Below are 18,858 nucleotides of genomic sequence, written 5' to 3' on the forward strand. Positions count from 1 at the left end.
TAAGCATGTAAATACCGAAATTCACTCTTACTACTCTTTATAAACAGGTAAAATATTCAATTATAAATCTCATATCTATATCATGCAAATTTATATGAATAAGAAGGTAATTGTCACAAAACTGTTGACCATAATAGACATAATACTACAAGCGTAAAAGATAAAAGTGGATTTATAGGATATAATATCCTATAAATAATAGAGTTTCTAATATAAAGACAGATGTCTAAAAATAATGATCCGTGAAAACCCTAACCGTGGCAATATCGAACCCAAACTAAACTACTCTATCAATCTGATAAACAATATAGATAGCTATATAAGAAATGCGTCTGTAGGGGTGAAAATTAAGCTAATAAGTTCGATGTTTCCCGAAAAAATCGAATTTGACGGAAAAACATATCGAACCAATTCTTACAATAAAGTTTTTGATTTAATCTATCAGCAAACCAACGAGTTACGAGGAGTAGAAAAGAAAAGCGGAGAGAGTTTTTCAACTTTCTCCGCCTCAGTACCCAGACCCGGGGTCGAACCGGGATGGAAGTGAATCCACTGGTGTTTGAGACCAGCGCGTCTACCGATTCCGCCATCTGGGCGCATAATTGATTTCTCAATTGCGGTGCAAAGATACGGCTTTTTTCGAAACCTGCAATACTTTTCACAAAAAAAGGCGAAAAAAGTGAGAAAACATTAGGTAAACATTCCTTGTTTGTAAAATATGCAGTACATTAGCAGAAACTTTTAAAACAATTGATATGATAACCAATAAGGATAATTTCTGTGTAATCATGGGTGGGGGAATAGGCAGCCGTTTCTGGCCATTCAGCCGTAAAACACTTCCGAAACAATTCCTGGATTTCTTTGGTACGGGACGTTCATTATTACAACAAACGTTCGATCGTTTTAATAGAGTGATACCTACCGAAAATATACTCGTTGTCACAAATGATTTGTATGCCGACTTAGTAAAAGAGCAACTTCCCGAGTTAAAATCTGAACAAATATTACTAGAACCTACACGTAGAAATACAGCTCCGTGTATCGCATGGGCTTCCTATCATATTCGCGCATTAAATCCCAATGCCAATATCGTGGTAGCTCCTTCGGATCATCTCATTTTGAAAGAAGAAGAATTTCTGACAGCTATCGAGAAAGGCTTGTCTTTTGTTGCACAATCGGATAAATTACTGACACTCGGTATCAAACCCAACCGTCCCGAAACAGGCTACGGCTATATCCAGATTGCCGAACAGACCGGTGATAACTTCTACAAAGTAAAAACTTTCACAGAAAAACCGGAACTGGAGTTGGCAAAGGTTTTTGTTGAAAGCGGAGAATTTTATTGGAACTCCGGCTTGTTTATGTGGAACGTGAACAGCATTATTAAAGCCTGTGAAATTTTACTCCCAGAACTTACAACCAAATTAGTAGCCGGAAAAGATCTGTATGGTACCTCGGAAGAAAAGAAATTCATAGATGAGAACTTTCCTGCATGTCCCAACGTCTCCATTGATTTTGGAATTATGGAAAAAGCAGATAATGTATATGTGTCACTCGGTGATTTCGGTTGGTCTGACTTAGGAACCTGGGGATCACTCTACGACCTCTCATCCAAAGACAGGGAAGGTAATGTAACTTTAAAATGCCAATCTCTGATTTACAATAGTAAGGATAATATCGTGGTACTTCCTCAAAACAAGCTTGCCGTTATCGATGGTTTGGAAGGTTATTTAATTGCCGAATCAGATAATGTACTGTTGATTTGTAAAAAGGATGAAGAGCATTCCATTCGTAAATACGTAAATGATACACAAATCAAACTTGGAGATGAGTATATTTAAAAATAATAAAAAATTGAAAGGTGGAAGATAAAGAAAAGCGGGAATTGGATAATATCCAATTCCCGCTTTTCTTTATCTAAAGGAGGAAAATAAATTGTTTAGAGTGCAGCACGGATGGCTTCAGCCACCGCTTTAAATTCATCATCCGTCAGTTTCAACTTCTGATTGGAAAAGAGCATATCTTTTTCATTCTGCATCGGAATCAGATGAATATGAGCATGAGGTACTTCTAAACCTAAAACAGCCTCACCTACCTTCTTGCAAGGAAAAGCCTTACCGATGGCGAGCGCCACTTTTTTGGCAAAAACATGCATTGCCGCCAAATCTCCGTCACTCAAATCAAAGATATAATCCACTTCTTGCTTGGGAATGACCAATGTATGGCCTTTCACTAACGGGTTGATGTCAAGGAATGCAAAGAACTTATCATCCTCCGCTACCTTATAACAGGGAATTTCACCTGCAATAATTTTGCTGAATATTGTTGCCATAACTTATATAGTTTATATAAAATAAGGCAAGCCCGCATACGGACCTGCCTTACCTTTAAAATGATATGTTTACTACTTCTAGATTGATTATACCTTGTGGTACCTTGATTTCAGCAACATCGCCCACTTTCTTACCAAGCAAACCCTGAGCAATTGGGGTATTTACTGAGATCTTACCTTCTTTCAGATTAGCTTCACTTTCCGACACAATGGTATAAGTCATCTTCATACCATTCTTTACATTCTTCAGTTCCACTTTGTTCAGTATCTGCACACTGTCAGTCTTCAACTTAGACTCATCAATAATCTTAGCATCGGCAATCACCGCTTTCAATTTATTGATTTTCATCTCAAGCATACCTTGAGCCTCTTTTGCAGCATCATATTCCGCATTTTCAGATAAATCGCCCTTATCACGGGCTTCAGCAATGGCTGCCACAATCTTAGGGCGTTCCACTGTCTCAAGTTGTTTCAAGTCGGCCATCAATTTGTTGTAGCCTTCTTCCGACATATAAGCCATAGTTTTTTCCTCCTTATATTAGTTTTTAATGGTACTATAAACAAAAAAGAATTCCAACATGGTCAGCATGCTGGAACCCTCTTTCCTATTTCCTTTGCAAAGATAGGCTTTTAAATAATGCGTGTCAAGCAAAAAATGCTGTTTTGTAACACTTTTACATAAAAGTATCTAATTTATAACACTAAAGCAGAGCTTTCACTGCTGCATCCAAATCTTTAATAGTCTCTCCACGCGCACTCAACTCATTTTTCTTATTGATAAGGAACAGTTCCGGAACAGCCTTCACATTATATGCACCCGCAAAAGTCGAATAAATTCCATTAGCATCACGCACGCAAATCCACGGCAAATTATCGGCCGTCGTTTTCCAATAATGTTCGTCGGCATCCAAAGAAACCTGGTAAATCTCCAATCCTTGGCTTGCATACTTGTCATACAGGTCACGCAACATATAATTATGCGTAGCGGAAACTGCGCTCTGATAGATTGTGAAATCCAAAATCACGGCTTTACCTTTCAAATCACTCAATTTACGCATATTCCCCTTCATATCACGTAGGTTAATATCGATAATACCGGTTTCACTCACCACTTCTTCAGGTATTTCCACTACCTTCTGTTGCGGAGCACGCGTATTCTGCATTCCTTTTATTACAATATTATAAAGATTTTTAGAACGATCGGCATGCGGATAATAATTATTCAAACTGGTTGCCACGGCAGCAAAGCACTTAATATCATCCTTATTATTCAACGGATCAAAAATCAGATAGTTATTCAACTTTTGGAACAAAGCAAAATAAGCAACAGCCGTATTAGGAGCTGCAAAAATATAGTTTATCTTCACTTCATCTTTATAGTTTTTCAACAAGGTAGACAAACTATCTTCAAACACATCGGCACCTATCTTATGAGCTTGCATACTCTGAAGCAAAGTATTCACCTTAGTCTGGAGTTGCATCTGTTTCAAAGTCAACTCTTTCATTTTAAGACTATTTACTGATCCCTCAACAATATAAGCAGTAGAAAAATCGGCATACGGAGCTTTCAACTGAACCGTTTCCGTTGAATCTATAGAGAAATTGATTACCTTATCATCCACCCGCAAACGATAAAATTCCGGAGATTCCGGACGTGTTTGTTTGAATGAGAACGAACCGTCATCTTTCAGCTTTACCGAATCCAAAAGAACAATACCTTCTAAAGCAGAAGCTTCCAGATAAAGCATTTTTCCGTCAGCACCCGACACTTCACCTTCCACTTTGAATTTCGGTTCGGAATCACATGCACCCAAAACAATTGCCACAAGTACTACAAATAAGATTTTCTTCATATTATCATTCAATTTTATTTTTCCGGTGTATTTTATAAGTACAAATTGGTCATTTCTTCCGATTTTCGTTCCACGAAAACATTTCAGGCAATGTCCAATTCGCTTGCAAATATACTTCTTTTCAAGTTTAGTCAAAGCATTTTCCCGTTTCTTCCACTCAGAAAATTGAAAAAAGCGACTAATTATAAACTTTTTATCTCATTTCCACCGCATTGCATAAATAAAATATGTATCTTTGCCCGAATTTTGAAAGAAAAATAGATATAAAACATTTTTTATGATTAACCCAATTGTTAAGACGATCGAGCTTCCTGATGGCAGAACCATCACGCTCGAAACGGGAAAGCTGGCAAAACAGGCAGATGGTTCTGTAATGCTTCGTATGGGTAACACCATGCTTTTAGCTACTGTTTGTGCCGCCAAGGACGCAGTTCCCGGAACAGATTTTATGCCGTTACAGGTAGAGTACAAAGAAAAATTTTCAGCATTCGGACGTTTTCCCGGTGGTTTCACCAAACGTGAAGGACGCGCTTCTGATTATGAGATCCTGACTTGCCGCCTTGTTGATCGTGCTCTCCGCCCTCTATTCCCCGACAATTTCCATGCAGAGGTATATGTAAACATCATCTTGTTCTCAGCAGATGGTGTCGATATGCCCGATGCATTGGCAGGACTTGCAGCTTCTGCTGCCCTTGCCGTTTCAGATATTCCTTTCAATGGGCCAATCTCTGAAGTACGTGTAGCACGTATTGATGGTAAATTCGTTATTAATCCTACTTTCGATCAGCTGGAAAAAGCCGACATGGACCTCATGGTTGGTGCTACATATGAAAACATCATGATGGTAGAAGGCGAAATGAACGAAGTATCGGAAAAAGATTTGCTGGAAGCCATGAAGGCTGCTCACGAGGCAATTAAAATACAATGTAAGGCCCAGATGGAACTGGCAGAAGAAGTTGGTTCTACCGTAAAACGCGAATATTGCCATGAAGTAAACGACGAAGAACTCCGTAAAGCTGTTCACGATGCTTGCTATGACAAAGCATATGCTATCGCTGCTTCCGGAAACAAAAACAAACACGAACGCATGGATGCTTTCGATGCTATCCGTGAGGAATTCAAAGCACAGTTCAGCGAAGAAGAGCTGGAAGAAAAAGCTCCGCTTATCGACCGTTACTATCACGACGTTGAGAAAGAAGCTATGCGCCGTTCTATCCTGGACGAAGGTAAACGTCTTGACGGACGCAAGACCACCGAAATCCGTCCTATCTGGTGTGAGATCGGTTACTTGCCAGGTCCTCACGGTTCCGCTATCTTCACACGTGGTGAAACCCAGTCTTTGTCTACCGTAACTCTAGGTACCAAGTTAGACGAGAAAATTATCGATGATGTACTGGAACACGGGAAAGAACGTTTCTTATTACACTACAACTTCCCTCCGTTCTCTACGGGGGAAGCTAAGGCACAGCGTGGTGTAGGACGTCGCGAAATCGGTCACGGTCATCTGGCATGGCGGGCACTGAAAGGACAAATTCCTGCTGACTATCCATACGTAGTACGTGTAGTATCCGATATTCTCGAATCAAACGGTTCCTCTTCTATGGCTACCGTATGTGCCGGTACATTGGCACTGATGGATGCGGGTGTAAAAATAAAGAAGCCGGTATCAGGTATCGCAATGGGATTAATCAAAAATGCCGGTGAAGATAAATATGCCGTATTGTCCGATATCCTCGGTGATGAAGACCACCTTGGCGATATGGATTTCAAGGTGACTGGTACAAAAGACGGTATTACCGCTACACAAATGGATATCAAGGTAGATGGTCTGTCATATGAAATTCTGGAAAAAGCATTGTTACAAGCTAAAGAAGGTCGCGAATATATCCTGAATAAAATCACCGAATGTATCGCAGAACCGCATGACGACCTGAAGCCACATGCTCCCCGCATTGAGACCATGACTATTCCTAAAGAATTCATCGGTGCTGTAATCGGCCCGGGTGGAAAGATTATTCAAGGTATGCAGGAAGAGACTGGTGCAACCATCACTATTGAAGAAGTTGACAATATCGGTAGAATTGAAATTGCCGGAACCAATAAGAAATGCATTGATGATGCGATGCGCATTATCAAAGGTATCGTAGCCGTACCAGAAGTAGGTGAAGTCTACAAAGGTAAAGTACGTTCTATCATGCCTTACGGTGCGTTCATTGAATTCCTGCCGGGTAAAGATGGTTTGCTTCATATCTCTGAAATAGACTGGAAACGTCTGGAAACTGTAGAAGAAGCCGGTATCAAGGAAGGCGACGAAATTGATGTGAAGTTGCTCGACATTGATCCTAAGACAGGCAAGTTTAAACTTTCCCGTAAAGTTTTACTTCCTCGTCCGGAAAGGCAAGAAAGACCGGAAAAGCAATAAACCTCTTTTTTCCTTTAAAAGATAAAGCCCGGCAGTACATCTCCGGGCTTTCTTTTTATCTTTAGATCAAAGAGATGTACAGAAAAACAACTTATATTACTTGCATATTCCAAAAAGATTATGTTGTTTTGCCAAATGAAACCTTAAATAGCATAAAACTCCTTAAAGTATGTCCAAGCCCGGAGATTTACATACTATGAATCTTTTCTCTCATTTTTTTCAAGAAAATCAAGAAAAGTTTTTGTCTTTTGCTTATTCGTACCTCAGGGACAGGGCGGAAGCAGAAGATGTATTAATGGAGTCTATGATTGCTTTATGGGAAAACCGTGAACGATGGGAAGAAGGTAGTAATCTGAACGCATTAATGCTTACCATCATTAAAAACAAATCCCTCAACCATCTGGAACATCTGCAAATTCGCCTACGCGCCGAAGAAGACATCAACAGCCACAGTCAGCGCGAACTGGATTTGCGTATCTCCACTTTAAAAGCCTGCGAACCCGACCAGATTTTCAATACTGAAATACAACATATCGTTCACAAAGCCCTGCAAGAAATGCCGGAACAAAGTCGGAAGATTTTTATTCTCAGCCGTTATCAAAACCTACCTAATAAAAAAATTGCCGAACAACTGGATATTTCAATAAAAACAGTAGAGGCCAACATAACCAAGGCTCTGCGTATCCTACGGCTGGAACTGAAAGATTATCTCGCATCTATTCTCCTATAAAATCACCTCCTCTCCCATCTTTTCTAAAAAAAGTCTGAAAAAAATTCATTTTCCGATAGGGTTATTTTCGTCTCGTCGGTTATATATACAGAGAGAGGATAAATAACTTCTTTATTTTAATCAAATCATTTTCAAAGATGAACCAAGAATTATTATATAAATATTTCAAAGGAACCACTTCCATCGAAGAAGAAAAGCAAATTCTGGATTGGGTAGAAGCCGCAGACGAAAATCGCGAAGCCTTCCTGAAAGAACGTATGCTGTTCGATATATCCCTGTTCTCTGAAAAGCAAGAAACAAAAAAGAAGACAACACGCCTTATCCCGATATTCCGCTGGACAGTACGCATCGCCGCAGCGATTATTGTAGCCGTATCCGGCTATTTTATGACTATAGACTATCTATATAATAAAGGAGCACAACTCCAAACTATCACTGTTCCTGCCGGACAACGCGCACAAATCATACTGGCCGACGGTACACGAGTTTGGCTGAATTCAAAGTCTACCTTGACTTACGCCAGCAACTTCGGTCGCAAAGACCGTAATGTAAATTTAGATGGTGAAGCTTATTTCGAGGTTACAAAAAATAAAAACATACCTTTTTATGTAAATACCGAAATGAATAAAGTCAGAGTAGTAGGAACCAGCTTCAACGTTTGTGCCTATAACGGTAGTAAAGAATTTGAAACCACTCTGGTAGAAGGCATCGTAGATATTTATCCTTCATGTAACGATCAGGCGATTACCCGCTTGCAAAAGAATGAATTCTTTGCCAACTATGATGGACATTTAAAAAAAACGGTTCTCCCTTCATACGAATATTTGCGTTGGAAAGAAGGTTTGTATTGCTTTGACGATGTACCGTTCAGTGGCATTCTGGATAAACTGGAAAAATATTATAATGTAAAAATTACCGTAACCAGTCCCAAGTTACTAAATCATGAAGGTCTTACCGGTAAGTTCAGAGAACAAGACGGTATTGAACATATCCTACGGGCTATCTCCAAAGATCATCCATTCCGGTTTACCATCAACGAGGCTAAAGATTCGATAGTCATATATGAAAAATAAAAACCTATAAATTTAGTACTAACCCTTTAAAACCTCCGATATCATGAAAGTATAAACGAAACAGTCAAAAACCAACTTCCCCCTTTTTGATAAAAAAGATCGGAAAGTACCCCCATACTTCCCGATCCGAAACAGTCAAAAATCGACCTTAATCAATTTATTAACTTAACACAGTGACAAAGATATGAGAAATATTTCTTTGAATGGACTTTTTTGTCCAAAAAGTTTAGAATTTAAGCAATTATTGCGAACTATGAAGATCACACTATTCCTTCTCTTGTTTGTAACTTTCCAAGCTTATTGCGGGAATAGTTACTCCCAAAATGTAAAAGTCAATATCCCCAATTCTCAACTGAGAGTAGGGCAAGTACTTGCTAAAATCGAGGCACAAACTGAGTATTTGTTTGTGTACAACAAGAAAAGCGTAGACGTACGCCGCACCGTAAACGTGAATGCAGAAAATAAAGCTGTGTCCGAACTTCTCAATGAAATGTTCGCGGGAACGAACATCAGATACGTGATGGAAGGTAAAAATATTATCTTAACGGAAAACGATGTAAACATTGACAAAATTTCCGGAATTCAACAAGATAAAAACACTGTTAAAGGTATTGTCACCGACTCTAAAGGTGAACCGATTATCGGAGCCAATGTCTTGGAAAAAGGTACTACCAATGGTGTAATCACCAATCTGGACGGTGAATTTGTACTCAACACACCCTCCAATGCTACATTAGTTATTTCTTATATCGGTTACGAACCGGTTACCGTAGCCCTCAATGGCAAAACTTCCCTGAATATCCAAATGAAAGAAGAAGCACTGGCTTTGGAGACTGTAGTTGTAACGGCTATGGGTATCAAGAAAAAAGAAGCTTCTTTGACTTACTCTACCCAACAGGTAGGTGGTGACGAATTGACTCGTGCCAAAGACCCGAACATGATTAACGCATTGGCAGGTAAGACGGCCGGTGTATCTATCACTCGTAACTCTTCCGGTTTAGGTGGTTCTGCCAAGGTATCTATCCGTGGTATCCGTTCCGCTAACTCTGACGGTAACAACCAACCTCTTTACGTGATTGACGGTGTTCCTATGCTGAACAGCGTTTCCGAACAAGCATTTTCTGCTATGGGTGGTAACAATGATGCAGGCAACCGTGACTCCGGTGATGGTATCTCCAACTTAAATCCCGATGACATCGAAAGCATGAGCATTTTGAAAGGTGCTTCCGCTGCCGCTCTCTACGGTTCACAAGCTGCCAATGGTGTTATCTTGATTACTACCAAGAAAGGTAAAGCCGGTATGCAACGCGTTACATTCTCTTCTAACCTGACAGTAGACCACGCCATCTGTCTGCCCGAATATCAGAACAGATATGGTGCCAGTGGTGAAACAAGCTGGGGTGCGGAAAATGCCGGAATGAAGGTTTATGACAATGTAGGTGATTACTTTGGCAACGGAGTAACTGCTACCAACTCATTGTCTGTAATGGCAGGTAAAGAGAAAATGCAAACATACTTCTCTTATGCAAATACCACCGCCAAAGGTATTGTTGAAGTGAACAAATTGCAGAAGCATAACATGACTTTCCGTGAAACCGCTTCTTTATTCAACGACCGTTTGACATTGGATGCCAATGTAAACCTGATGACCCAGAAAATCAAAGACCGTCCCAGTTCAGGTGGTTATTATATGAACCCATTGGTAGGTTTGTATGTTTTCCCACGCGGCGAAGACCTCAGTGTATATCGTGACAATAATGGTTTTGAGAAATTCGATGCAGACAGATCTATGCCCGTTCAGAACTGGTATACTAAAATCAGCGGATTTACACAAAACCCCTATTGGTTGACAAACAGAGTAAACAGTATTGACAAGCGTTTCCGTACATTGGCTTCTTTGAGCGCTAATTTGAAGGTTAACGATTGGTTCAGTGTTCAGGCACGTGGTAATGTAGACTATATCAATGATAACTATGAACAGAAAATGTACGCCGGTACAGCTACTGATGTAGCCCACGAAAACGGACGTTATATCAAGATGAACCGTCAGGAATTCATGATTTACGGTGACGTTATGGCTATGTTCAACAAAACCTGGAACGACTGGTCACTGAATGCAGCTATCGGTAGCAGTATCAACACTACCACCGTTAATTCTTTAAGCCTCGACTCCGGTAAGTCCGGTTTATACAAGGCAAATGTATTTACAGTTCCTAACATGAACTTGGCTGGCGCAGGCACTTCTTTCATCGATGAAATAGCCAACCAAAGACGCACTATACAGTCTGTATTCGCAACTGCACAGATTGGTTGGAAAGAAAGCATCTACTTGGATGTAACCGCTCGTAACGACTGGTCTTCTACCCTGGCTAATACAAAGAGCGAAAACTCCGGTTTCTTCTATCCGTCAGTAGGTCTTTCTTGGATTATCAACAAGACTCTGAACTTGCCGGAATGGGTTAGCTTCGGTAAACTGCGCGGTTCTTGGGCACAAGTAGGTAATGACCTTCCTATCGGTATCACCAGTCCGGCTCAAACAATTACAGCAGGTGGTGTTGTGAAACCTATCGATTATTACTTCGCAGAAGACTTGAAACCAGAAATCAGTAATTCTATTGAAATCGGTACTGAATGGAAATTCCTGAACAGCCGTTTGGACTTTGACTTCACATTCTATCGTACAGATACTAAAAACCAGTTGATTCGCGTTAAAACAACCGCAGAAAAGCGTGCTTATCGTTGGATTAACGCAGGTAAAATCCGTAATACCGGTTTTGAAGTTACTTTAGGTGGCACTCCGCTTATGAATGACAACTTCCGTTGGAAAACTCAGTTCAACTTCGCTACCAATAAGAACAAGATCGTTTCTCTGGGTGGTACTCCCAGTTTCCAATACGCTTCTGGTGATGTAAGTATACCATACAAGATGATGGTTGTAGAAGGTGGTTCATTGGGTGACATCTACGGTAACGTATTTGTACGTGATGCAAACGGTCAGATCATGATGGAGTCGGAAACTAATAAAGACGGTTCAGAAAATGACAAAGCTGGTCTTCCACAGGTAACTACCGACAAAGCTACCAAGATTGGTAACTTTAATCCTGATTGGACACTGGGATGGAGCAATACATTGACATACAAAGGTTTCTCTCTTTATTTCTTGATTGATGCACGTGTAGGTGGTGACGTAATTTCATTGACACAAGCCGGTTTAGACTATGCAGGTGTTAGTAAAGTAACGGGTGAAGCCCGTATGGCAGGTGGCTATACATTAGAAGGTCATAAGATTGCAAACCGTACTGACAAAGATGGTAAAGTGGTAGACATGTCACAGAAGTTCTTCCAGATGGTAGGTGACCGTGGTAATGGTACTACCGAGTTCTATAGATACGACGGAACCAACATCCGTTTGCGTGAAATCTCATTAGGCTATTCTTTCCCGCAACAGATGCTTGAAAAGACCGGCTTCATCAAAGGTGTAGACCTTTCATTGGTAGCACGCAACTTGTTCTTCATCTACAAAGATGCTCCGTTTGATCCGGATGCTACCATGTCTGTAGGCAACGATAACCAAGGTTTGGATACCTTCGGTATGCCTTCAACGAGAAACATAGGATTCAATATTAAACTTACTTTCTAAATACCTGAATAATATGAATAAGATAAAATATACTACCGCACTGCTTCTTGGCGGACTCTTGAGCTTTTCATCTTGTACTGATAATTTCTCAGCATTCAATGATACCAAAGGAGCTTATACTGACGATTTACAAAAATATGACAATCAAACGAACCTTGTACCTTTCTCTACCATCCAAAAAGGTATCATTTATCAAACTGGAGTGAACGGGACAGACTGGCAATATCAGGTTATACAAAACCTGGAAGCTGATATGTTCTGTGGATACTTCCACGATATGAACGGTTCATTCAATGCCAACAATTCCACTTACAACTTGAACAATGGTTGGACAAGCGCCATGTGGACGTATACTTATGGAGACATAATGCCTTCTATTGCAGACTCCGAAGAACTGAACACAGAGAAAGATTGGCCTTTATATCATGCCATCACTAAAATCCTGAAGGTAGCCGTCCTTCACCGGGTCAGCGACTATTATGGTCCTATCCTTTATGACGGATTCGGTACAGCCGCACAAACTCCTCAATCCCAGGAAGAAGTTTACACACGTTTCTTCGAGGACTTAGGAAAAGCCATCAATATATTAAAAGATTACAAAGGTGGAATTTCTTTTGAAAGTGCCGACTTCATGATGCCGGAAGGCAAACGTACTCCTGCACAATGGTTGAAGTTTGCCAATTCACTCCGCCTGCGTCTGGCAATGCGTGTATCTAACGTAGCACCTGAGGTAGCGAGAGAACAGGCAAGAGAAGCTTTGAAACCGGAGAACGGCGGTGTACTAACAACTGCTAATGAAACCGTAGGTCAATATGGTATCCGCAATCCGCTGGGAGGTGTTGCCGGTTGGGATGAAGTATTTATGAATGCAAGTTTGGAATCATTCTTGAAAGGATATAATGACCCACGTATCAGCTCTTATTTCAATACTGCCAAAGATGGTAGAGAAGGAGAAGGTGAAAATGTAAAAATCACTCAAATAGTAGAGGGGGTAAAACAAATAATCAGTATCGAGGACCAATTTAAAGGTGTACGCCAAGGAACAGGCGTAGCCGACAATCGCTACCTTACTCATTCAAAAACTACTATCAATGTTAATAGTAAGATTATCGTGATGAGTGCGGCCGAAGTATGGTTCCTGCGTGCAGAAGCAGCTTTGAGAGGCTATACAACTGACCTTGGAGAAAATGCTGAGAACTGTTACAAGCAAGGTGTTACCACATCTTTTGCCCAATGGGATGCCAATGGCGTCAGTGATTATCTGGAAAGCGAAAATACTCCTGCACCTTATGTAGATGCTTTCGACAAGAAATTTGATGGTCAGCCTACTACCGCTATCACTCCGAAATGGGATGAATCTGCCGAACCGGAAGTTAAACTGGAAAGAATTATCACTCAAAAGTGGTTGGCACTTTATCCCGAAGGTTGTGAAGCATGGGCAGAACAACGCCGCACCGGTTACCCGAAACTCTTTAAGGTAGTTGTTAACAACAGTGGTGGAGAAAATGCAATCAGTACCGATGATATGATACGTCGCGTATTCTTCAATCAGGACTACAAAACTGGTAACAAGGCATTGTACGATGCACTGGTTAGCAAGTTAGGTGGTGCAGATAACGGAGCAACCCGTCTCTGGTGGGATGCCGGTAAGAATAATTTTTAATTAGACCAAGGTATATTTTTTGATTAGTGGTGTTTTCTCCGTATTAGTTTTTACGAGGGAAAAGGTTGTAAGGAGCAATGTCTTGGGGGGCGTTGCTCCTTCTTTATATTATAGTTGCAACTTATTCTCAAAGCTTTGAGAATTTATTCCCACCGCATTGGGTATTTATTCTCAAAGCTGCGGGAACACATTCTCACCGTAGCGAGAATAAATACCCACTACGGTGGGAATATCTTGCAAATTATAGGGAAATAAATTTTATCTATAGACTTGTATGGGCAATTCTCCCCGCAAAGCGCCGAGAGCATTCAAGGCAAGAGCCTCCAATTCATCTTCACCGGGATAGACGTGAACCGGAGCAAGGAAAGATATCCGCTCTTTCAGGCGGGAAATGATATAATCGGAATGCGCCATACCTCCTGTCAGGAGAATAGCATCTATCTTGCCGTAAAGCACAACGGAAGCTGCACCGATGCTACGAGCTATCTGGTAAATCATGGCATTCAGTACCAGTTCGGCATGTTCGTCCCCCTCCTCAATCCGCCGGATAATGGCAGGGACATCGGTAGTACCCAGATGTGCCGTCAGTCCGGCACGACCGGAAATACGCTTTTTCAATTCATCTCTGGTGAAACGACCGGAATTACAAAGGTCTATCAACTGACCGGCAGGAAGCGTACCGGCACGCTCCGGCGAAAAAGGGCCTTCACCGTCGAGGGCATTATTAACGTCGACGGCTCGACCGTGGCGGTGAGTGCCGACGGATATGCCGCCTCCCAAATGACAAATAATCAAATCCAAATCTTCGTAACGGGTATGATGCTCGGCAGCATAGCGACGGGCAATGGCGCGTTGGTTCAAAGCATGCCAGATAGTGATGCGGGGCATCAAGGGAGAACCTGTGATGCGGGCTATCTCGTCCAGTTCATCCACTACACCGGGATCGGCAATGAAGGCACGGCAACCGGGAAGAAGTTCTGCCAATTCGGAAGCAATGAGACATCCCAGGTTGCATGCGTGGCTGCGCATGGCATGAGCAATATCATCGAGCATAGCATCGTTTACCTCGTATACCCCGCCCGGGATAGGTTTCAGCAAACCTCCCCGCCCTACGATGGCATCAAATTCAAAAGGAATGCCATTCGCCTCCAATGCTTCCAAGACTAAATTCCTGCGGAACTCAAACTGGTCGATAGTACGGGGGAACTGGGACAGTTCTTCTACCGAATGCCGGATATTAGTTACCAAACGGGGAGTTTCGTCCTCATAAACGGCAATCTTGGTGGAAGTGGAACCGGGATTGATGGCAAGTATTTTCATAATTCTTTCCCTCCGCTTGTAAGGCAAGCCATAGCGATACTATAATATTTGGACAGACCGGAATCACTGCGCGAAGGCAATACGACAGGGCAAACAGGTCCTTGAAGCAATCCCGCCATATCTGCATGAGAGAATAGAGAGACAGCTTTATAAAAAGCATTGCCGGACTCTATGTTAGGGAAAATCAGGACATCCGCTTCTCCGTTGATGGGGGAAACAATTCCTTTGATATCCCCACTCGTTTTTTCGCAGGCTGTTTTCACGTCCAACGGACCGTCGATAATGACATTTCCAAACTCGCCCGCTTCGGCAAGCTCTACGATGTTGACGTAATCCAGTGAATGGGGAAACTTGGCGCTTACTTTTTCGGTACAATGGATGAGCGCAATACGCGGTTGTTCTATTCCAAAGTGACGGCAGGTACGGATGGCGTAGGAAATCATTTCGATGCGTTGTTGCAAGGTGGGACGCGGAATAACTGCCGCATCCGAGAAAAACAACAGTTTATCATACGTAGGTATCTGCATGACGGCAAGATGAGTCAGAATTTTACCTTTAGGGAGCAATCCTTTTTCTTTGTCAAGTATGGCATGAAGCAGATTATCGGTATTGATAATTCCTTTCATCAGAATGTCCGCACCACCTTCACGAACTATACGCACAGCTTCACGGGCGGCTTCATCAGGATCTTCGATATGCAGGGTATGCACATACTCGGGATATTTCTTCAAAGTGGGATATTTCTTTAAGACAGCAGAGTCGCCAATCATCAGAAATTCCGCAATACCCTCGTCCAAAGAACGGGCAATAGCATATTCTGTATTGGGATCATTAGCACATACCACTACGATACGTTTCCGCTTATTCAAGGTTTTTAGGTGGGCAGTCAGCTGACTGAAGTTCCGGATTGGTTCCATAACGTTAGATTTTTAGCAAATATCCGAAAAATAGTCGAAAAACAAAGGATAACAGGATATGATTTTTTATATGTTTAATATCATTTTGAAAGTTCGTCGCAGAGGATACAAAGTTTTACAGAGAACCAAGGAAGTTACTAAACGCAGATTAACAATAAAAACTCCATGAGACCCTGCATTATCTGTGGTGAATTGTGTATTTTTGCACTGAATACACTCAAGTTATTTATGAGCAATCTTATTTTTCCTCCACATATCCAAGAAGGTGACCGCGTAATTATCGTTTCCCCTTCCAGCAAGATTGACAAATCCTTCTTGAAAGGAGCCAAGAAACGGCTAAAATCCTGGGGATTGGAAGTTATCATGGCAAAACATGCCGGAAGTTCGCACGGGACGTATGCCGGTAGCATACGGCAACGCCTGGAGGATTTACAAGATGCAATGGATGACGAAAAAGCGAAAGCTATTCTTTGTAGCCGTGGCGGATACGGAGCTATTCATCTAATAGATAAACTGGATTTCAGCAAGTTTCGCAAATATCCTAAGTGGCTCATCGGTTTCAGCGATATAACTGCCTTGCACAACGTATTTCAACAGCACGGATTTGCTTCGTTACATGCGTTGATGGCACGCCATCTGACGGTGGAAGCGGAAGATGATTTCTGCACGTTGGCATTGAAAGATATTCTATTCGGGCATCTTTCACCGAAAACGGCAGAAACAGTTGAAACCTCGGAAGATAAATTCAGTTATGTTTGTCCGGTTCATAAATTAAATCACAAAGGTAAAGGTACAGGTGTTTTACGAGGTGGTAATCTGTCCGTATTCTATGGGTTGAGAGGTACACCTTATGATATTCCGGCGGAAGGCACCGTTCTTTTCATTGAAGATGTGGGTGAACGTCCTCATGCCGTAGAGCGTATGATGTACAATCTAAAACTGGGTGGTGTACTCGAAAAACTTTCGGGACTCATCATCGGGCAATTCACCGAATATGTGGAAAATCATTCGTTAGGAAAAGATTTATATGGAGCATTAGCCGACTTGGTGAAAGAATATGATTATCCGGTATGTTTCGGGTTCCCAGTAGGACATGTCAACATGAATATACCTTTGATTAATGGTGCTAAAGTGGTACTTGAAGTTGGACGAAAAGAAGTAAAATTGAGTTTTAATATAAAAGAAGAATGAAACGGAATTATACATTCATCCCGTTATTCCTGCTACTGCTTGTCGCAGTAGTGGCATGTAGCAATAACAGTAAGTCTACAACAGCCGACAGTGAGGGGAAAAAGCCCGAAACAGTCGTTAATGTCCCCCAATTTGACGCGGACAGTGCTTATCATTACGTAAAGGCTCAAGTAGATTTTGGCCCACGTGTACCCAATACAGAGGCTCATAAGGCTTGTGGAGAATATTTAGCGAAAAAATTGGAACAATTCGGTGCAAAAGTTTATAACCAAAAGGTAGATTTAATAACATACGACGGTACAATGTTGAAGGCACGTAATATCATCGGTGCCTATAAACCGGAAGCCAAAAAGAGGATCGCTCTCTTTTCACATTGGGACAGCCGCCCATGGGCAGATGCCGACCCAGATGCAAAGAACCGTTATACTCCTATTCTAGGTGCGAATGATGGTGCAAGTGGTGTAGGTGTGTTACTCGAAATTGCCCGGCAAATCCAACAGCAGCAACCGGAGCTGGGCATCGACATTATTTTTGTAGATGCCGAGGATTATGGACCGCATCAGGATTACAAGGGAGACCATAGAGAGGAATATTGGGCGCTCGGTGCACAATATTGGGCACGCAATCCTCATGTACAGAATTATAACGCACGTTTCGGTATTTTACTGGATATGGTCGGTGCCAAGGATGCCACTTTCTTTTACGAAATATATTCTGAACAATATGCCAAGAACATTAACCGCAAAGTGTGGAATGCGGCAAATGACCTGGGTTATGGACGTTATTTTGTAAAAGAAAAAGGAACTATGGTTACGGACGATCATTTATTTGTCTATAAGTATGCACGTATACCGACTGTAGACATCATTCAATATAGTGAAGAAACCGGATTTTATGAGAATTGGCATACTCTGAAGGATAATATGGATGGCATTGACCGGAACACGCTAAAGGCTGTGGGACAGACGGTGATGGAGGTGATATATAAGGAGAAGTGACAGAGTGATAAAGACAATAAATTATGCAATAACCTAAAAAATAATAGAATATGAGTATCAATGAAGTACAAGATGAAGTGATTGCCGAATTCAATGATTTTGACGATTGGATGGATCGGTATCAACTTCTGATTGATTTGGGCAATGAACAGGAAGCGCTTGACGATAAGTATAAAACGGAACAAAATTTGATTGAAGGTTGTCAGAGTCGAGTATGGCTACAAGCCGACGATGTGGACGGGAAAATTATATTTCAAGCGGAAAGTGACGCCTTAATCGTGAAAGGTATCATATCACTGCTGATTAAGGTTCTTTCAGGACATACTCCTGACGAGATTTTAAATGCTGACCTTTATTTTATCGATAAGATTGGATTGAAAGAACATCTCTCTCCTACCCGTAGTAATGGTTTATTGTCAATGGTAAAACAGATGCGGATGTATGCACTGGCGTATAAGGCAAAAGAAAAGTAATCCCTCAGTTCCCTTTTAGGAAGACGAGGGGTCTTCCTCTTGATATTCTAAAATATCCCCCGGCTGGCAATCCAGCTCTTTGCAGATTGCCTCTAAGGTGGAGAAGCGGATAGCTTTTGCCTTTCCAGTCTTGAGAATGGAAAGGTTGGCGGGCGTAATGTCAATCTTCTCCGCCAGTTCACTCAAAGATATTTTTCTTCGAGCCATCATTATGTCAAGGTTTACTATAATAGCCATAGGTACATT

Annotated in this window: 15 protein-coding genes, 1 tRNA gene and 1 pseudogene; 10 read left to right on the forward strand and 7 right to left on the reverse strand. The window is 41.5% G+C overall.

Annotated elements, in window-relative coordinates:
- Positions 1-229: 229 nt before the first annotated feature.
- Positions 230-547, forward strand: a pseudogene (locus C1A09_RS16450) (recombinase family protein); the annotation flags it as partial.
- Here the strand turns inward: C1A09_RS16450 and C1A09_RS00675 are convergent.
- Positions 513-596 (reverse strand) — tRNA-Leu (locus C1A09_RS00675). The pseudogene C1A09_RS16450 and the gene C1A09_RS00675 sit on opposite strands and share 35 nt — an antisense overlap.
- A gap of 159 nt (positions 597-755) precedes the next feature.
- Between C1A09_RS00675 and C1A09_RS00680 the strand changes: the two genes are divergently transcribed.
- The gene (locus C1A09_RS00680) at positions 756-1,841 is read left to right on the forward strand and encodes a mannose-1-phosphate guanylyltransferase (protein ID WP_180949154.1); all 1,086 of its coding nucleotides are present in this window, start codon (positions 756-758) and stop codon (positions 1,839-1,841) included.
- Positions 1,842-1,939: 98 nt separating this feature from the next.
- Here C1A09_RS00680 and C1A09_RS00685 read toward each other — a convergent pair whose 3' ends face one another.
- The 3 genes from C1A09_RS00685 to C1A09_RS00695 all read right to left on the reverse strand — a co-directional run bounded on the left by C1A09_RS00685 (position 1,940) and on the right by C1A09_RS00695 (position 4,185).
- Positions 1,940-2,332, reverse strand: coding sequence for an HIT family protein (locus C1A09_RS00685; RefSeq protein WP_101541832.1), 393 nt, complete (start codon positions 2,330-2,332; stop codon positions 1,940-1,942).
- A gap of 55 nt (positions 2,333-2,387) precedes the next feature.
- Complete coding sequence (greA, locus tag C1A09_RS00690) at positions 2,388-2,852, reverse strand: transcription elongation factor GreA (RefSeq protein ID WP_101541833.1); 465 nt, start codon at positions 2,850-2,852, stop codon at positions 2,388-2,390.
- A 181-nt stretch (positions 2,853-3,033) separates the two neighbouring features.
- A complete protein-coding gene (locus C1A09_RS00695; RefSeq protein WP_101542405.1) occupies positions 3,034-4,185 on the reverse strand; it encodes a thioredoxin-like domain-containing protein in 1,152 nt (383 codons plus the stop codon).
- Between the two features lie 277 nt (positions 4,186-4,462).
- On the opposite strand from C1A09_RS00695, the gene pnp reads away from it, so the two are divergent.
- The 5 genes from pnp to C1A09_RS00720 all read left to right on the forward strand — a co-directional run bounded on the left by pnp (position 4,463) and on the right by C1A09_RS00720 (position 13,713).
- Positions 4,463-6,607 (forward strand): polyribonucleotide nucleotidyltransferase, encoded by a 2,145-nt coding sequence (pnp, locus tag C1A09_RS00700; protein WP_101541834.1) that lies wholly within the window; start codon positions 4,463-4,465, stop codon positions 6,605-6,607.
- 169 nt (positions 6,608-6,776) lie between these two features.
- On the forward strand, positions 6,777-7,337 hold the full coding sequence (locus C1A09_RS00705; protein WP_233519837.1) for an RNA polymerase sigma-70 factor: 561 nt from the start codon (positions 6,777-6,779) through the stop codon (positions 7,335-7,337).
- A 137-nt stretch (positions 7,338-7,474) separates the two neighbouring features.
- Positions 7,475-8,410, forward strand: coding sequence for a FecR family protein (locus tag C1A09_RS00710; RefSeq protein WP_101541836.1), 936 nt, complete (start codon positions 7,475-7,477; stop codon positions 8,408-8,410).
- A gap of 184 nt (positions 8,411-8,594) precedes the next feature.
- Positions 8,595-12,050, forward strand: a complete 3,456-nt coding sequence (locus C1A09_RS00715; RefSeq protein ID WP_101541837.1) for a TonB-dependent receptor — start codon at positions 8,595-8,597, stop codon at positions 12,048-12,050.
- 13 nt (positions 12,051-12,063) lie between these two features.
- Positions 12,064-13,713, forward strand: coding sequence for a SusD/RagB family nutrient-binding outer membrane lipoprotein (locus C1A09_RS00720; RefSeq protein ID WP_101541838.1), 1,650 nt, complete (start codon positions 12,064-12,066; stop codon positions 13,711-13,713).
- A 258-nt stretch (positions 13,714-13,971) separates the two neighbouring features.
- Here the strand turns inward: C1A09_RS00720 and buk are convergent, their stop codons facing one another.
- The gene (buk, locus tag C1A09_RS00725; RefSeq protein ID WP_101541839.1) at positions 13,972-15,033 is read right to left on the reverse strand and encodes a butyrate kinase; all 1,062 of its coding nucleotides are present in this window, start codon (positions 15,031-15,033) and stop codon (positions 13,972-13,974) included.
- Positions 15,030-15,950, reverse strand: a complete 921-nt coding sequence (locus C1A09_RS00730; RefSeq protein WP_101541840.1) for a phosphate acyltransferase — start codon at positions 15,948-15,950, stop codon at positions 15,030-15,032. Before C1A09_RS00730 ends, buk begins: the two co-directional genes overlap by 4 nt.
- A 228-nt stretch (positions 15,951-16,178) precedes the next feature.
- Between C1A09_RS00730 and C1A09_RS00735 the strand changes: the two genes are divergently transcribed.
- Genes C1A09_RS00735 through C1A09_RS00745 form a run of 3 tightly spaced genes read left to right on the forward strand, consistent with a single transcriptional unit; the run spans position 16,179 to position 18,612 of the window.
- Positions 16,179-17,141, forward strand: coding sequence for a S66 peptidase family protein (locus C1A09_RS00735; protein ID WP_101541841.1), 963 nt, complete (start codon positions 16,179-16,181; stop codon positions 17,139-17,141).
- The gene (locus tag C1A09_RS00740) at positions 17,138-18,139 is read left to right on the forward strand and encodes a M20 family metallopeptidase (RefSeq protein ID WP_101541842.1); all 1,002 of its coding nucleotides are present in this window, start codon (positions 17,138-17,140) and stop codon (positions 18,137-18,139) included. Before C1A09_RS00735 ends, C1A09_RS00740 begins: the two co-directional genes overlap by 4 nt.
- 50 nt (positions 18,140-18,189) lie before the next feature.
- A complete protein-coding gene (locus C1A09_RS00745; protein WP_101541843.1) occupies positions 18,190-18,612 on the forward strand; it encodes a SufE family protein in 423 nt (140 codons plus the stop codon).
- A gap of 15 nt (positions 18,613-18,627) precedes the next feature.
- Here C1A09_RS00745 and C1A09_RS00750 read toward each other — a convergent pair whose 3' ends face one another.
- Complete coding sequence (locus C1A09_RS00750; RefSeq protein WP_101541844.1) at positions 18,628-18,849, reverse strand: helix-turn-helix domain-containing protein; 222 nt, start codon at positions 18,847-18,849, stop codon at positions 18,628-18,630.
- Positions 18,850-18,858: the final 9 nt, after the last annotated feature.

Origin of the sequence: Bacteroides cutis, assembly GCF_900241005.1 — a bacterium.
Taxonomy (GTDB): domain Bacteria; phylum Bacteroidota; class Bacteroidia; order Bacteroidales; family Bacteroidaceae; genus Bacteroides; species Bacteroides cutis.

Excerpts from the sequence above, each read along its gene's own strand:
- C1A09_RS00680 (WP_180949154.1), top strand. The coding sequence starts at position 756 with ATGATAACCAATAAGGATAATTTCTGTGTAATCATGGGTGGGGGAATA.
- C1A09_RS00685 (WP_101541832.1), bottom strand. The coding sequence starts at position 2,332 with ATGGCAACAATATTCAGCAAAATTATTGCAGGTGAAATTCCCTGTTAT.
- greA (WP_101541833.1), bottom strand. The coding sequence starts at position 2,852 with ATGGCTTATATGTCGGAAGAAGGCTACAACAAATTGATGGCCGACTTG.
- C1A09_RS00695 (WP_101542405.1), bottom strand. The coding sequence starts at position 4,185 with ATGAAGAAAATCTTATTTGTAGTACTTGTGGCAATTGTTTTGGGTGCA.
- pnp (WP_101541834.1), top strand. The coding sequence starts at position 4,463 with ATGATTAACCCAATTGTTAAGACGATCGAGCTTCCTGATGGCAGAACC.
- C1A09_RS00705 (WP_233519837.1), top strand. The coding sequence starts at position 6,777 with ATGTCCAAGCCCGGAGATTTACATACTATGAATCTTTTCTCTCATTTT.
- C1A09_RS00710 (WP_101541836.1), top strand. The coding sequence starts at position 7,475 with ATGAACCAAGAATTATTATATAAATATTTCAAAGGAACCACTTCCATC.
- C1A09_RS00715 (WP_101541837.1), top strand. The coding sequence starts at position 8,595 with ATGAGAAATATTTCTTTGAATGGACTTTTTTGTCCAAAAAGTTTAGAA.
- C1A09_RS00720 (WP_101541838.1), top strand. The coding sequence starts at position 12,064 with ATGAATAAGATAAAATATACTACCGCACTGCTTCTTGGCGGACTCTTG.
- buk (WP_101541839.1), bottom strand. The coding sequence starts at position 15,033 with ATGAAAATACTTGCCATCAATCCCGGTTCCACTTCCACCAAGATTGCC.
- C1A09_RS00730 (WP_101541840.1), bottom strand. The coding sequence starts at position 15,950 with ATGGAACCAATCCGGAACTTCAGTCAGCTGACTGCCCACCTAAAAACC.
- C1A09_RS00735 (WP_101541841.1), top strand. The coding sequence starts at position 16,179 with ATGAGCAATCTTATTTTTCCTCCACATATCCAAGAAGGTGACCGCGTA.
- C1A09_RS00740 (WP_101541842.1), top strand. The coding sequence starts at position 17,138 with ATGAAACGGAATTATACATTCATCCCGTTATTCCTGCTACTGCTTGTC.
- C1A09_RS00745 (WP_101541843.1), top strand. The coding sequence starts at position 18,190 with ATGAGTATCAATGAAGTACAAGATGAAGTGATTGCCGAATTCAATGAT.
- C1A09_RS00750 (WP_101541844.1), bottom strand. The coding sequence starts at position 18,849 with ATGGCTATTATAGTAAACCTTGACATAATGATGGCTCGAAGAAAAATA.